Origin of the sequence: Micromonospora sp. AKA38 (genome assembly GCF_027925725.1) — a bacterium.
In the GTDB taxonomy this organism is placed as follows: Bacteria; Actinomycetota; Actinomycetes; order Mycobacteriales; family Micromonosporaceae; genus Micromonospora.
The window spans coordinates 1,284,590-1,298,160 of the sequence record NZ_BNEI01000003.1; the positions used below are offsets into that span (position 1 = coordinate 1,284,590).

The 13,571-nt window shown below is 74.7% G+C and carries 10 protein-coding genes and 1 pseudogene; 3 read left to right on the forward strand and 8 right to left on the reverse strand.

What is annotated here, in order from left to right:
* Nucleotides 1-22 precede the first annotated feature (22 nt).
* Nucleotides 23-1,336 carry an MFS transporter gene (locus TPA0908_RS14545; protein WP_281938150.1) on the forward strand — a complete coding sequence of 438 codons (1,314 nt, stop codon included), beginning with the start codon at nucleotides 23-25 and terminating at the stop codon, nucleotides 1,334-1,336.
* 7 nt (nucleotides 1,337-1,343) lie between these two features.
* On the opposite strand, the gene TPA0908_RS14550 is transcribed toward TPA0908_RS14545, so the two are convergent.
* On the reverse strand, nucleotides 1,344-2,603 hold the full coding sequence (locus TPA0908_RS14550; RefSeq protein ID WP_281938151.1) for an MFS transporter: 1,260 nt from the start codon (nucleotides 2,601-2,603) through the stop codon (nucleotides 1,344-1,346).
* 191 nt (nucleotides 2,604-2,794) lie between these two features.
* Between TPA0908_RS14550 and TPA0908_RS14555 the strand changes: the two genes are divergently transcribed.
* Both TPA0908_RS14555 and TPA0908_RS14560 read left to right on the forward strand, forming a co-directional pair.
* Nucleotides 2,795-4,429, forward strand: coding sequence for an alpha/beta fold hydrolase (locus tag TPA0908_RS14555; RefSeq protein WP_281938153.1), 1,635 nt, complete (start codon nucleotides 2,795-2,797; stop codon nucleotides 4,427-4,429).
* Between the two features lie 199 nt (nucleotides 4,430-4,628).
* A complete protein-coding gene (locus TPA0908_RS14560; RefSeq protein WP_281938155.1) occupies nucleotides 4,629-5,807 on the forward strand; it encodes an MFS transporter in 1,179 nt (392 codons plus the stop codon).
* 85 nt (nucleotides 5,808-5,892) lie between these two features.
* Here the strand turns inward: TPA0908_RS14560 and htpX are convergent, their stop codons facing one another.
* From htpX to TPA0908_RS14595, 7 genes and pseudogenes are all read right to left on the reverse strand, one after another.
* Nucleotides 5,893-6,771 (reverse strand): zinc metalloprotease HtpX, encoded by an 879-nt coding sequence (gene htpX, locus TPA0908_RS14565; RefSeq protein WP_281938157.1) that lies wholly within the window; start codon nucleotides 6,769-6,771, stop codon nucleotides 5,893-5,895.
* A 149-nt stretch (nucleotides 6,772-6,920) separates the two neighbouring features.
* On the reverse strand, nucleotides 6,921-8,387 hold the full coding sequence (locus TPA0908_RS14570; RefSeq protein WP_281938159.1) for an NADH-quinone oxidoreductase subunit N: 1,467 nt from the start codon (nucleotides 8,385-8,387) through the stop codon (nucleotides 6,921-6,923).
* Nucleotides 8,384-9,889 carry a complex I subunit 4 family protein gene (locus TPA0908_RS14575; protein ID WP_281938161.1) on the reverse strand — a complete coding sequence of 502 codons (1,506 nt, stop codon included), beginning with the start codon at nucleotides 9,887-9,889 and terminating at the stop codon, nucleotides 8,384-8,386. Before TPA0908_RS14575 ends, TPA0908_RS14570 begins: the two co-directional genes overlap by 4 nt.
* Nucleotides 9,886-11,811 (reverse strand): NADH-quinone oxidoreductase subunit 5 family protein, encoded by a 1,926-nt coding sequence (locus tag TPA0908_RS14580; RefSeq protein ID WP_281938163.1) that lies wholly within the window; start codon nucleotides 11,809-11,811, stop codon nucleotides 9,886-9,888. Before TPA0908_RS14580 ends, TPA0908_RS14575 begins: the two co-directional genes overlap by 4 nt.
* A complete protein-coding gene (nuoK, locus tag TPA0908_RS14585; protein WP_281938164.1) occupies nucleotides 11,808-12,137 on the reverse strand; it encodes an NADH-quinone oxidoreductase subunit NuoK in 330 nt (109 codons plus the stop codon). Before nuoK ends, TPA0908_RS14580 begins: the two co-directional genes overlap by 4 nt.
* A gap of 200 nt (nucleotides 12,138-12,337) precedes the next feature.
* Nucleotides 12,338-12,910 (reverse strand): annotated as a pseudogene (locus tag TPA0908_RS14590) (NADH-quinone oxidoreductase subunit J family protein); the annotation flags it as partial.
* On the reverse strand, nucleotides 12,907-13,497 hold the full coding sequence (locus TPA0908_RS14595) for a NuoI/complex I 23 kDa subunit family protein (RefSeq protein ID WP_107157406.1): 591 nt from the start codon (nucleotides 13,495-13,497) through the stop codon (nucleotides 12,907-12,909). The gene TPA0908_RS14595 and the pseudogene TPA0908_RS14590, both read right to left, overlap by 4 nt.
* Nucleotides 13,498-13,571 lie beyond the last annotated feature (74 nt).

Below are 13,571 nucleotides of genomic sequence, written 5' to 3' on the forward strand. Positions count from 1 at the left end.
GCCGTGCGGTCGGGTGGGAGCCATGCCGCTCCTCCCCTACCGCCCGGTCCTCGCCCAACCCGTGCTGCGCCGGCTGCTTCCCGGGCTCGCGGTCTCCGCACTCGGTGACGGGCTGGCCCTGGTCGCGGTCACGTGGCTGGCGCTGCAACTCGCACCGGCCGGGCAGCGCGGCACCTGGACGGCGTTCGCGGTGGCGGCGTACACGTTGCCGGGCGCGGCCGGTGCGGTGCTGTTGGGGCGCGTGCTGGGCGGGCGCAGCGGGGCGCAGCTCGCCGGCTGGGACGCGACGCTGCGGGCGCTGGCGTTGGGGGCGATCCCGGTCGCGCACCTCGCCGGGGTGCTGGACGTCGGGCTGTACGTGGCGCTGCTCGCCGCCTCCTCGCTGCTGCACCCGTGGGGGTCGGCCGGCCGGTTCACGCTGGTGGCCGAGCTGCTGCCGGAGCGGGACCACCTGGCCGGCAACGCGTTGCTCGGGCTGTTCGGGCAGGCGGCCACCGTGGTCGGGCCGCCGCTGGCCGGGTTGCTCATCGCCGGGACGGGCGCGGTGTGGGTGATCGCGATCGACGCGGCCAGTTTCGCGGTACTGGCGGTCAGCTACCGGCTCGTGGTCCCGGCCGTACGCCGTCGCGCGGGTCGGGCGGCGGGCGCCGGCCCGTCGCGTACCTCCGGGTTCCGGGTCATCGGCCGGGACCGGTCGCTGCTCGGCCTGCTGGCGTTGAGCTGCGGGTTCTTCTTCCTGTTCGGGCCGTTCTACGTGGCGATGCCGCTGCACGTGACCGAGGACCTGCACGCGTCCGCCGCGACGCTGGGCGGCTACTACACCGCGTTCGGCGTCGGGTCGCTGGCCGGTGGGCTGCTCACCGGTCAGCTGCGGGACCGGCCGCTGCGGCCCACGCTGCTCGGCATCGTGGTGGCGTTCGGGGCGGCGCTGCTGCCGCTGGGTCTGGGCGCGCCGGTCGTGGTGTCGTTGCCGGCGTTCGCGGTGGCCGGTCTGGTCTGGGCGCCCTACCTGCCGACCGCGACCGCGTTGTTCCAGCGGCGGGCCGGCGTGGCGGAGTTGCCCCGGGTGTTGGCCGCCAACGGCGCGGTGACGGTGCTGGCGGTACCGCTGGGCACGATGCTGGGCGGCCCGGCGACCGTCGCGCTGGGCGCACGGCCCACGCTGCTGGTGTGCGCGGTCGGGACCGTCGCGCTGGGTCTGCTGGCGGCCGGGGCGGGCGCGCTCCGCCGGCCCGGGAATTGTCGCGTTGACCATGAAGTTGGCGGTGACAAATCGGGCGCAGGTTGCCGCCAACTTCATGATCAACGTGAGGGAGCGGCGCGAGGGAGCGGGTAGGAGGGGCTCAGGCGGCGAGCGACTGCTCGGCGCGGACCGCGGACGCCTCGGCGCGGGCGATCGGGCCGGTGGGCAGTGCGGCGACCACGGCCCCGACGGCGACGGCCGCGCCGGCGAAGAGGAACGCCCACGGCACGCCGCCGGCGTGGTCGACGATCAGGCCGGCGACCGCGCCGCCGGCCGCGCTCGCCGCGACCGACATGGTCACCACCCAGGTGTACGCCTCGTTGAGCATGCCGGCCGGGGCGATCCGCCCGACGAGCGTGTTCTCCAGCGTGAGCGCGGGCGCGATGGCGGCGCCGCCGAGCACCAGCGCGACGCCGAGCGCGGCCGGGCCGGGCATCACCGCGAAGACGGCGAAGCTGGCCGCCACCGCGCCGAGCAGCCAGGCGAACTGGCGGGTCATGTTGGCGGCCGGCTTGCGTACCCCGAAGGTGAAGCCACCGGCGGCGCTGCCGATGCCCCAGACGGCGAGCAGCACGCCGGCCAGGCTCTCCGGGTCGGCGGCGCCGCTGTTGCCGGCGAAGGCCGGGACGATCACGCCGGACGCGCCGAACGCGATGCCGAGGCTGGCCACGCAGAGCAGCAGCGCGGGGAAGCCACCGACTCGCAGCGGGCCGAGCCCCCGGGCGTGGTGTTCGCGCGGGTGCGGGCGCCAGGCGCGCATCACCCGGCCGAGCGCGACCGATCCGGTGCCGACCAGGGTGACCACGGCGGCGCCGAGCAGGGCGGTGGACGCGTCGGCGAACAGCACGAAGCCGGCCACCAGCAGCGGACCGAGCACGAAGACGACCTCGAACAGGGAGGTCTCGGCCGCGAGCGCGGTGTTGCGCAGGTGCCCGCGCCCGCTGGCCGGCGTGGTCAGGTCGTTCCAGGCGCCCCGGATGGCGGCGGTCAGCGGCGGGTACGTGCCACCGGCGACGCCCGCCGCGAGGTAGATGAGGGCGAGGTTGCCGGCGTCGGAGCGGCTGGCGCCGAGCAGCCCGAGCAGCGCCAGCGGGTGGGCCAGCGCGGTGGTCAGCAACACCGGGGTGGGGCCGACCCGGTCGGCGATCCGGCCGGCGATCGGGCTGAGCGCGGCGCCGGAGAGCGCGTAGATGCCACCGGCGACGGCCGCGAGCGAGTAGCGGCCGGTGACCTGCTCGACCACCAGCAGCAGCGCCAGCGGGGTCATGCCGATCCCGAGCCGCCCGATGATGCCGAGGATCAACAGCATCGGCGCGCCGGGGATCCGCCAGACACCCAGGTACTGGCGCAGCGCGGCCACTGTCGACCTCCAGGGATGTAACGAGTCAGAAGCCTTTCGACCCTAACGCCGACCGGGGGCGATGGAAACGGTCGGCTGCCTCACAGTGGCCCGGCCCACCCGGATCGCGCCAGCGATTTCCGGCATTCCATCCCGCCGCGGCCACCAGGCGTCGGAGAGTCGGGAGGGGATACCGGGGTCGAGGAGGAGCGGTGAGCCACCCGAGGGGCAGGTTGCTCGGGCTCGTCGCGCTCGCCGCGGCCGTCCCGGTGCTCCAGAACGTGCTGTTCCTGGCGCTTGACTTCCGCAGCGCGGAGGGCCTCTCGCCGCAGGGCTCGGCGGTCTGGCCGTACGACTCGTACACCGACATGCGGTGGCTGCTGGTCTACCACGACTCCTGGCAGGCGTACGTGCTCGGGCTGGTGGTCGTCATCGGGCTGCGAGGGCTGTTCTGCGCGGCCCTGGTGAGCCTCGCCTGGCCGGTCGAGGCGCCCCGGCCGGCCAGCCGGCGGATCCTGCTGCGCAACCTGGGGATCGCGGCGTTGACCGCGGTGATCGTCACCCCGTTCGCCGCGCTCGCCGTCGCCGCGGGCGTGGTGTCGCTGTCCTGGTTCGTGTTCGCCGCGGTGGGGCCGATGCTGCTGCTCGCGCCGTTCCTGCAACGGGCCGCGGTCAACTCCCACGGATGGCGCGGCCTGCCGTCGGCGGCGCTGGTCGGCTGGTCGCTGCTCGACTTCGTGGTGATCACCGTCGCCGGCGCGGTGGTCTGGCGGGTGCCCGGCTGGTGGACGCTGCTGGTGGCGGCACTCGCCGGGGCCGCCAACGGCCTGCTGTGGAACCGGTCGGTACGCGCGGCGCTGCTGCCGTCCCGGGTCCACTGGCCCCGGGTGCCGGTGACCCCGTTCGTCGTGGTGCTCGCGCTGGCCATCCCGCTGGCGGCGCAGGTGGTGACGTCGAGTCCGTCGTACCAGGTGGGCGCGTTCCGGCCGCTGCTGCTCGACCGACGACTGCCCGCCTCGGTCCGGTACGCGGTGATCGTGATCGGCCCGCACAACTCGCGGTACGACGGGCGGCCCGCCGCCGACCCGATGGTGGAGACGTTCTCCTACACCGGTCCGGACGCCGCCGGTCGTCCGAAGCCCTACCAGTCCCGGGACACGCACCGCTCGCTCGACTCCAGTTCCGCCCTGCTCTCCCGGCAGGTGGACGCGCTGCACGCCCGGACCGGCCGGCCGGTGGCGCTGCTCGGCGAGAGCGAGGGGGCGATGGTCGGGCGGACCTACCTGCGCGACCGGCCGAGTTCCCCGGTGAAGGCGCTGCTGATGTTCAGCCCACTGGTCCGCGCCGCCCGCGACTACTACCCCCCGGAGGACGCGGCGGCGGGCTGGGGCATCACCCCCGGCTGGCAGCTACGCGGGATCTTCGCGCTGGCGGCCCGCCTCAGCGGGGGCGGCGACAGTCCGGACGAGCCGTTCATCCGCTCGCTGCTGGACCATGCGCCGTTCTACCGGTTCCAGACCATGTGCCCGGTCCCCGGGGTCCGGATGATCGCCTTCCTGCCCACGGTCAGCGCGACGGAACTCCCGCCCGGCCAGTTCACCCAGATCCCGGTCTACGAGGTGCCCGCCCTGCACGGGGGACTGCTCGGGGAGAAGACGATCACCGACCGGGCGATCGCGTTCCTCTCCGGCGAGGACATCCGGTCGCAGCGGCGCGAGTACGGCACGTTCCAACTGCTCGGTGCGGCCTGGCAGGCCCCCACGCTGGCCATCACGATCAACCATGTCTGGCGGGGACACGTGCCGCCGGGACCGCCGTTCTCCCAGGCACGGCTCTGCGGGCAGTAGCGCTGACCCCGGCCGGTTCCCGCCGCCGCACATCTCACCGGAGGACAGGGGCTGCCGTACCGATCGGTACGGGGTAGGTTCCTCATCGAATTGAGTCCATGCCAACGGCGGCAGGGTCGGCCGCCGGCGTCTACGGAGGTCGGATGAGCGGCACGGCGGGTGCGCCGTCGCGGGTCGAGACAGCGGACCCGTCAGCCCGATGACCGACCCCGCGACGCCCGGCTACCGGGCGCTCTTCCGGCATCCGGTGGCGTCCCGGCTGCTGATCGCCCGGGGCATCTCCGAGCTGGGTGACTTCGTCGGGCTCGCCGCGCTGCTGCTGCTCGCCTACGACCAGACCGACTCGGTGCTCGGGCCGGCCGCCGTCTACGCCGCCCGGACACTGCCCGCGCTGCTGGTCGCGACCGTGTTCAGTGGCTGGCTGGACGTGCCGGCCCGACGCACCATGCTGGTCGGGCTGTCGCTGGCCGGCGCGGCGCTCATCGCCGTACCGGTGGTGGTGCCCGAGCCGCTGCCGGCGATCGTGGCCGCCGGGCTGCTCGGCGCGGTCCGGGCCGGGTATTCGAGCGTGCACGTGGCGGTCACCGCCGAGGCGGTGGCGGCGCCGCTGCGGTTGCCGCTGTTCGGGCTCTCCGCGTTCGCGAACCAGAGCGGCCAGGTGGTCGGCCTGGTCGCCGGCGCGAGCATGACGGTGGCGCTCGGCCCCCGGACGGCCCTGGTGATCGACCTGGTGTCGTTCCTGCTCGCGGCCGTGGTGCTCGCCGGCCTGCCGGTCGGCCGGCAGGAGAGCCGGGGTCCCCGGCCACCCGCCACCGCCGGCCTGCGGATCATCGCCGGCCATCCGGTCCTGCGCGGCGTCGCGCTGCTCACCGTGACCACCGCGCTGTCCGGGGCGCTGCCGGAGACGCTCGCCCCGGACCTGACCGGCGGAGCCTGGCGACCGGTGCTGCTGGCCGCCTCGTCGTTCGGTGGGGCCGTGTTCGTGCTGGTGGTCGGGCGTCGGAGCTGGCTGGCCCGGATCGCCGGCCAGGTCCTGGCCACCCGCGCGCTCGGCACCGCGTTCCTGTTGGCCGGCCTGCTGGTGGTGATCGGCGCCCCGCTCTGGGCGCTGGCGGTGGCGAACGCGCTGATCGGCGCCGGTGGCGGCTGGCTGATCGGCGCGCAGGCGACGTTCGCGCGGTTGGCGCCCCGGGAGCGGATGGGGCAGGTCGAGGCGACCATGGTGGCCGGCAACATCATGCTCTCCGGCGTCGGGATCTTCCTGCTCGGCGGCACCGCCGCGCTGTTCGGTCCGGCCGCGGCCTATCTGGCGGCGGGGCTGCTGCTGCTCGTCGTGGGGCTGTTCACCCGGCTGGACCGGATTCCCGAACCGGCCTGAGACCGGCTCCCCTCGGGAGGCGGCCGGAACGCGACCCCGCCCGCGTCCGGGGCCGGACGCGGGCGGAGGGTGACGGACGGACGGGTCAGCGCTGGAACTGCACCGGCCCGGAGTTGCGGGCCATCTGCTCCAGCCGGGCCACCCGCTGCTCCATCGGCGGGTGGGTGGCGAACATCGCGGCGATGCCACCGCCCCGCTTGAACGGGTTGTCGATCATCAGGTGCGCGGTGCTGGCGAGCTGGCCCTGCGGCGCGAGCGGGCGGGCCTGCGTACCCATGTGGATCTTCTTCAGCGCGCTGGCCAGGGCCAGCGGGTCGCGACTCAGCTCGGCGCCGGACTGGTCGGCCTGGTACTCCCGGCTGCGGCTGATCGCCAACTGGATCACGGTGGCCGCGATCGGGCCGAGAATCAGGGTGAGCAGCAGCACCGCCGGGTTCGGGCCGTCCTCGTCGTCCGAGGAGCCCAACGGGATGAACCAGGCGATGTTCGCCAGCATGGTGATGATGCCGGCCAGACCGGCCGCCACGCTGGAGATCAGGATGTCCCGGTTGTAGACGTGGGACAACTCGTGCCCGATCACGCCGCGCAGCTCCCGGTAGTCCAGGATCTCCACGATGCCCTGCGTGACGCAGACCGCCGCGTGCTCCGGGTTACGCCCGGTGGCGAACGCGTTCGGCTGCGACGTCGGGCTCACGTAGAGCCGGGGCATCGGCTTGCCGGCCTGCGTGGACAACTCCCGCACCATGCGGTAGAGCTCGGGGAACTGGGCCTCGCTGACCGGCTGCGCCTTCATCGAACGCAGGGCCAGCTTGTCGGAGTAGAAGTAGGTCACGCCGTTCATCACCAACGAGACGAGCACGGCGATGACGAGACCGCCGCTACCGCCGAACCAGTAGCCGACCGCGAGGATCAGCGAGGTCAACAGGCCGAGCAGCGCTGCGGTCTTGAGACGGTTGTGATGCACGATCGCTCCTTCGGTGCCGCGGGGCCACACGGGAACCCGCTGACCGGTTCAACACACCGGTACCCGTCAACCATCCGGCTCATGGCTGAAAGTTGACTGGGGATTCCTGTGCACCCGCTGAACCGACCGCCCACCTGGGCAGGAACCGGTCAGCGGGCCGCCACGTCCAGCACGAGCTGCGGTGCGACCCCGATCACCACGGCCGCCACGGTGGCCACCCCGAGCGCGACCGCCACCGCGCGAGCCGGTCGGGCCGGGGCGACGCCGCTCGGCACCGCGTAGAGCGACGCCGTCACGCGCAGGTAGTAGGCCAGGCCCAGCACCGCGTTCAACGCCACCACCAGGGCCAGCCAGCCGGCGTGCCCGGCCAGCAGCGACCGCACCACCGTCACCTTGGCGAACAGCCCGGCCAGGCCCGGCGGCAGCCCGGCCAGCCCGATCAGCGCCAACGCGAACGCGCCACCCACCCACGGGTGCCGTCGCGCCGCGCCGCGCAGGTCGGCGAGCGTGCCGCCGTCACCGTCCGCCGGCCGCAACGCCACCACCGCGGCGAACGCGGCCAACTCCAGCAGCACGAAGAACACGGCGTACGCGACCGCTGCCGCGTACGCCCCGGCGCGGGCGTCCGGGGTGCGCCCGGCGGCCAGCGCCAACGCGCCCAGCGGGGCCAGAACGTAGCCCGCCTGGGCCACCGACGACCAGGCCAACAACCGCACGGTACGCCGCTGACGCAGCGCCACCAGGTTGCCCACGGTCATCGTCAGCACCGCCAGCAACGCCAGCACCGGACCGGTCACCCCACCCGGCAGCGCCCGCTGCACCACCGCCAGCAACGCCACCACACCGCCCAGCTTCGACGCGGTCGACAGGTACGCGGCCACCGGCAGCGGCGCTCCGTCGTAGGTGGCCGGCGCCCAGGCGTGGAACGGCACCGCGGCGATCTTGAACGCCAGCCCGGCCACCACCAGCGCCACCGCGACAGTGGTCAGCGGCAGGTCGGTCAGGTCGTCCCGGGCGGCCAGGGTGGCGCCGAGCCGGTCCAGGTGCAGGCTGCCGGTGACCGCGTAGAGCAACGCCGCGCCGAGCAGCGTCACCGTGGTGGCGACCACGCTGACCACGAAGAACGTCACCGCCGCCTCGGCCCCGGCCAGGCTCGCCCGGCGCAGCCCGACCAGCACGTACAACGGCAGCGTCAACGTCTCCAACGCCACGATCAGCGTGATCAGGTCACCGGCCGCGCCGAGCACCACGCCGCCGGTCATCGCGCAGGCGAGCAGGAAGCAGTATTCCCCGGCCGGCGTGCGCCCGGCGCGCAGCAGCGGACCGGAGATCGCCAGCACGCCGAGCGTGAGCAACGCGATCACCACCGCCGCCAACGCCGCCCGACCGTTCCACACCCAGGAGCAGTCCGCGTCGACGCAGAACGTGCGCCGGGTGCCGGCCGCGCCCACCAGCGCCGCACCGGCCGCGGTGCCGGCCGCGCCGAGCGCCGCCACCGCCACCGTCACCGCCCGACGGGCCACCAGCAGGTCCACCAGGAGCACCAGGATCGCGGTGCCGGCGGCCAGGTAGCCCGGCAGCAACGCCACGTTGTCGACGCTCTGCACCAGACTCATGGCACGACCCCCAGCAGCGCCTCCACCGGGCCGGAAGCGTAGGACAGGACCAACGCCGGGGCCAGGCCGACCGCCAGCGCCAGCAGCACCAGCGGCGCCCACGCGGTCAGCTCCGCGCCGGCCAGCCCCGGCCCGAGCGGGGCCACCGCCGGGGAGGGCCGGCCGTGGGTGACCCGACGCAACAACCGCAACAGGTACGCGGCGGCCAGCGCGCCGCCCAACGCGGCCAGCACCGCCAGCGTCAGCCACAGCGGGCCGCCCCGCCGCACGGCCGCCACCACCGCGAACGCCTCACCCCAGAAGCCGGCCAGACCGGGCAGCCCCAGCGAGGCCACCGCCGCGAAGCCCAGCAGCCCGGCCAGCCGGGGCGCGGTCTCCCGCAACCCGGACAGCTCGGCCAACGAACCGGTGTGCGTCCGGTCCTTGACGGCCCCGGCCAGGAAGAACAGCAGCCCCGTGAGCACCCCGTGGGCGATGTTGCCGATCAGCGCCGCCTGGAGGCCGGTGGCGGTGAGCGTGGCCACCCCCAGCAGCACGAAACCCATGTGCCCCACGCTCGAATACGCGATCAGCCGCTTCAGCTCGTCCTGCGCCAGGCAGACCAGGCCACCGATCAGAATGGCCGCGACGGCGAGCGCGCCGAGCACCGGCGACGCCCAGCGGGCCCCCTCCGGGGCCACCCCCACCGCCACCCGGATCAACCCGTACGTGCCCATCTTCAGCAGCACCCCGGCCAGGATCACGCTGCCCACGGTCGGCGCCTGGGTGTGCGCGTCGGGCAGCCACGAGTGCAGCGGCCACAGCGGGCTCTTCACCGCGAACGCCAACGCCAGCAGCGTGAACGCGGCAAGCTGGGTGCTCCGCGACAGGCCGGCGCCGCCGGTCAACGTGACCAGGTCGGCGGTGCCCGCGGCGGCCACCACGACGTAGACGCCGACCAGCAGCAGCACCGAGCCGAACAGCGTGTAGAGCGCGAACTTGCGGGCCGCCCGCCGCCGGTCGTCCCCACCCCAGCCGGCGATGATCGCGTACATCGGCAGCAGGACGACCTCGAAGAAGAGGAAGAACAGCACCAGGTCCAGCGCCAGGAACGTGCCGAGGATGCCCACCTCGACCACCAGCAGCAACGCCACCAGCGCCCGCCCGCTGCCGCCGCCGGCCGGCACCCGCCACCACGTGTAGCCGCAACACAGCAACGTGAGCAGCGCGGTCAGCACCACCAGCGGCCAGGAGATGCCGTCCACGCCCAGGTGGAAGCGCAGGTCGAGGCCCGGCACCCAGGGCACGTCGAGCCGGTGCCACGGCTGCACCGCCGGGCGCGGACCGTACCCGAACCAGCCGTGCTCGCCGCCGACCAGCGGCAGCGTCGCCAGCAGCGTCAACGCGGCGGCGACGGTGCCGACCAGCCGGCCGGCCCGGTCACCCGGCACGGCGGCGGTCGCCACCGCGCCCAGCGCCGGGACCGCCAGCACGGCCACCAGCAGGACCTGCCCGAACGTCATGAGGTGACTCCGATCAGGGCGACCGCCAGGCCGATCAGCAACGCGCCGGCCAGCACGCCGGCCGCCGCGCGGGGCAGCGCCGCCCGGTGCAGCGCGGCCAGCCCGCCGCCCGCCTCCACCGCCGCCCGGCCGGCGCCCTCGACCAGGCCGTCCACGCCCAGCTCGTCGCCGGCCCGCACGGCCCGCGCCAACGCGCCGGTCGGGCGTACGACCAGGGCGTGCTGAACGTCGTCGAGCCGGAACGCCCGGGCGAACACCGGCCGCAGCGGACCCAGGAAGCGGGCCGGGTCGGCGGCCGGGTCCCGACGCCAGCCGGCCCAGGCCCCGCCCGCACCGGCCACCAGCAGCAGGAACGGCAGGATCAGGTTCGGCGCCAGGTGCACCAGCTCGACCGCCTCGCCGGAGGCGTCACCCGGCACCCGCAGGCGGTCGGCGAACCAGGGCGCGAACGCGGCCAGCCCGAGCAGCGCCGCCGGCACCGCCAGCAGCAGCACCGGCCAGCGCAGCGACGCCGGCGGATCGTGCGGTCGGAGCAGCGGCGTACGGGTCGCGCCGAAGAACACGCGCAGCAGCAGGCGGGTCGCGTACCAGGCGGTGACCGCCACCCCCAGCAGCCCGGCCAGCCAGACCAGCCAGCCCACCCACGGCGCGGTCGGGCCGGCGTCGTCGAGCGCGGCGGCCTCGGCGGCGGCCAGCACGCCGTCCTTGCTCCAGAAACCGGACAGCGGCGGCACCCCGGCCAGCGCGCCGAGCCCCACCAGCATGCACCAGAACGTGACCGGCATGGCGGCGCGCAGGCCACCCATCCGGGACATCAGCGTGGTGCCCACCGCGTGGATCACCGCACCGGCGGCGAGGAACAGCAGCGCCTTGAACGCGGCATGGGTGAGCAGGTGGAACAGCGCGGCGGCCGGCGCGCCGACCGCGAGCGCGCCGGTCATGTACCCGATCTGGGAGACCGTCGACCAGGCCAGCACCCGCTTGAGGTCGTCCTGGGCGGTGGCCGCGAACGCGCCCAGCAGCATGGTGACCGCCGCCATCACGCCCAGTACGGCGAGCGCGGCCGGGGCCCGTTCGAACAGCGGGAACAGCCGGGCCACCGCGTAGACCCCGGCGGCGACCATGGTCGCGGCGTGGATCAGCGCGGAGACCGGCGTCGGGCCGGCCATCGCGTCCGGCAGCCAGGTGTGCAGCGGGAACTGGGCGCTCTTGCCGGCCACGCCGGCCAGCAGCAGCAGACAGGCCGCGGTCAGCGTGCCGGTGCCGTAGTCGTGCGCCAGCACGTCGGCGATCCGGAAACTGCCCGCGCCCACGCCGAGCAGCGCGATGCCGAGCAGGAAGCCCACATCACCCACGCGGGTGACCAGGAACGCCTTCACCGCCGCGCCGGGCGCCTCCGGCAGCCGCCGGTCATGGGCGATGAGCAGGTACGAGCAGATGCCCATCACCTCCCAACCGACCAGCAGCATGATCAGGTCACCGGAGACCACCACGGTCAGCATGGCGGCGGTGAAGAGGCTGAGCTGCGCCGCGTACGGCGGGTAGCGGTGGTCCACGTCCACGTCGTCGTGCGGCCCGCGACGCAGGTAACCGGTCGAGTAGACCTGCACGGCCAGCGCCACCACGGTGACCGCGGTGGCGACCAGCACGGCCACGCCGTCCAGCCGCAGGCCCAGCGTGACCCGCAGCCCGCCCACCTCGACCCAGGTGGTGGCCGCCTCCACCGGCCCGTCCACAAGGACCAGCAACGCCAGCGCGGCCAGCGACGCCACCGCCGCGCCGGTCACCCCCAGCCCGACCGCCAGCTTCCGGGCCGGCGCCCGGTCCCCGTGCGACGCGGGCGGCAACAGCAGCCCGAGCAGGCCGGCGACCAGCGGCGCGGCCGGCAGCACCGCCGCCAGCCAGACCGTCGACGCGCTCATCGGGCCGCGCCTTCCGAGGACCGCTCGCCCAGCGGAACGTCGTCGACAGTGACGCTGGCCCGCAGCCGGTAGAGCTGGAGCACGATGGCCAGCCCCACGCCGATCTCGGCGGCGGCCAGCACGATCACGAACAGCGCGAACACCTGCCCGGAGTGCGGCAACGCGGCCCGGACCGTGGTGTCCGCGGTGACCAGCACCAGGTTGACCGCGTTCAGCATCAACTCCACCGCCATCAGCACCAGCACCGCGTTGCGGCGACGCAGCACGCCGTACACGCCGAGGCCGAACAGCAGCGCGGCGGTGACGTACGGGATGACCGGCCTCACCGGCGTCCGCCCTCGTCGGCGGCTGCGGCGGCCGGTTCCAGACCGGCGGCCGGCCCGGACTCGCCGGCCGGCCCGGAACTGCCGGCCGGCCCGGAACTGCCGGCCGGCCCGGAACTGCCGGCCGGCCCGGAACTGCCGGCCGGCCCGGAACTGCCGGCCGGCCCGGAACTGCCGGCCGGCCCGGAACTGCCGGCCGGCCCGGAACTGCCGGCCGGCCCGGAACTGCCGGCCGGCCCGGTGCCCACGGTCGGGTCGGCGGCGTCGACGGGCCCGGTCGGGCGGCCGATGTCCGGGCGGGAGAGCACGATCGCGCCGACCAGCGCGGCCAGCAGCAGCACCGAGAGCACCTCGAACGGCAGCACCCAGGACCGGAACACCTGCTCGCCGAGGCGCTCGGCGGTCCCCGCCGCCGGCAGCTCCACCCGCGACCACCGGAACGCGTCGACAAGCAGCACGGCCAGGCCGAGGCCGCTGCCGGCGCCGACCAGCGCGGCCGGCCAGCCGGGGCGGTCCAGGTCGTCCGAGGGGCCGATCGGGGCGCGGGTCAGCATCACCGCGAACAACAGCAGCACCACCACCGCGCCCACGTAGATCAGCACCTGCACCCAGGCCACCAGCTCGGCGGTGAGCACCAGGTAGTCGCCGGCCAGCGCGCCCAGGCACACCACCAGCCACAGCCCGGCCCGGACCAGGTGGCGGGTGCCCACCACCAGCGCGCCCGCGCCCACCGCCACCGCGCCGAGCGCGAGCAGCAGCACGTCCGCACCGGTCATGAGGCCGCGCCTCCGCCCGGGGAGTCGGCGTCGTCGGAGCGTACCCGGGTCGGGGCCGGACGGGCGGCGGGCGCGGCGGCCTTGCGGGCGGCGGTGGTCTCCTCCTTCGAGGGGTCACCGAGCGGGTCGTGGGCCGGCGGCGGCGGTACGGTGCCCATCCACTCGCCCAGGTGGTCCTTGTCGTGCAGCAGGTCCTTGATGTCGTACTCGGCGTACTCGAACTCGGGCGACCAGTAGAGCGCGTCGAACGGGCAGACCTCGATGCAGATGCCGCAGTACATGCAGAGCGAGAAGTCGATGTCGAACTTGTCGAGCACGTTGCGCTGCCGGGGGCGGGCGGCGCCGGGCACCGCCACCTCCTCCTTGTGCGAGTCGATGTAGATGCACCAGTCCGGGCACTCGCGGGCGCACAGCATGCAGACCGTGCAGTTCTCCTCCAGCAGCGCGATCACGCCACGGGAGCGGGGCGGCAGCTCGGGCGCCACGTCCGGGTACTGCTGGGTGGTCGACCGGCGGGTCATCGTCTTCAACGTGACCGCCAGGCCCTTCACCAGCCCGCCGCCGGGCACTCCACCGTGCTCGCTCATGCCGCCCATCCTGCCCTGTGCCCCCGGCGCGCGCGACCACCACCCGACTCTTGGCGGCGCTATCGTGAGCGCGG

What these genes read in the sequence shown, in the direction of transcription:
- TPA0908_RS14545 (WP_281938150.1), top strand. Translation starts at nt 23, where the DNA reads ATGCCGCTCCTCCCCTACCGCCCGGTCCTCGCCCAACCCGTGCTGCGC.
- TPA0908_RS14560 (WP_281938155.1), top strand. Translation starts at nt 4,629, where the DNA reads ATGACCGACCCCGCGACGCCCGGCTACCGGGCGCTCTTCCGGCATCCG.
- TPA0908_RS14570 (WP_281938159.1), bottom strand. Translation starts at nt 8,387, where the DNA reads ATGAGTCTGGTGCAGAGCGTCGACAACGTGGCGTTGCTGCCGGGCTAC.
- TPA0908_RS14575 (WP_281938161.1), bottom strand. Translation starts at nt 9,889, where the DNA reads ATGACGTTCGGGCAGGTCCTGCTGGTGGCCGTGCTGGCGGTCCCGGCG.
- TPA0908_RS14580 (WP_281938163.1), bottom strand. Translation starts at nt 11,811, where the DNA reads ATGAGCGCGTCGACGGTCTGGCTGGCGGCGGTGCTGCCGGCCGCGCCG.
- TPA0908_RS14595 (WP_107157406.1), bottom strand. Translation starts at nt 13,497, where the DNA reads ATGAGCGAGCACGGTGGAGTGCCCGGCGGCGGGCTGGTGAAGGGCCTG.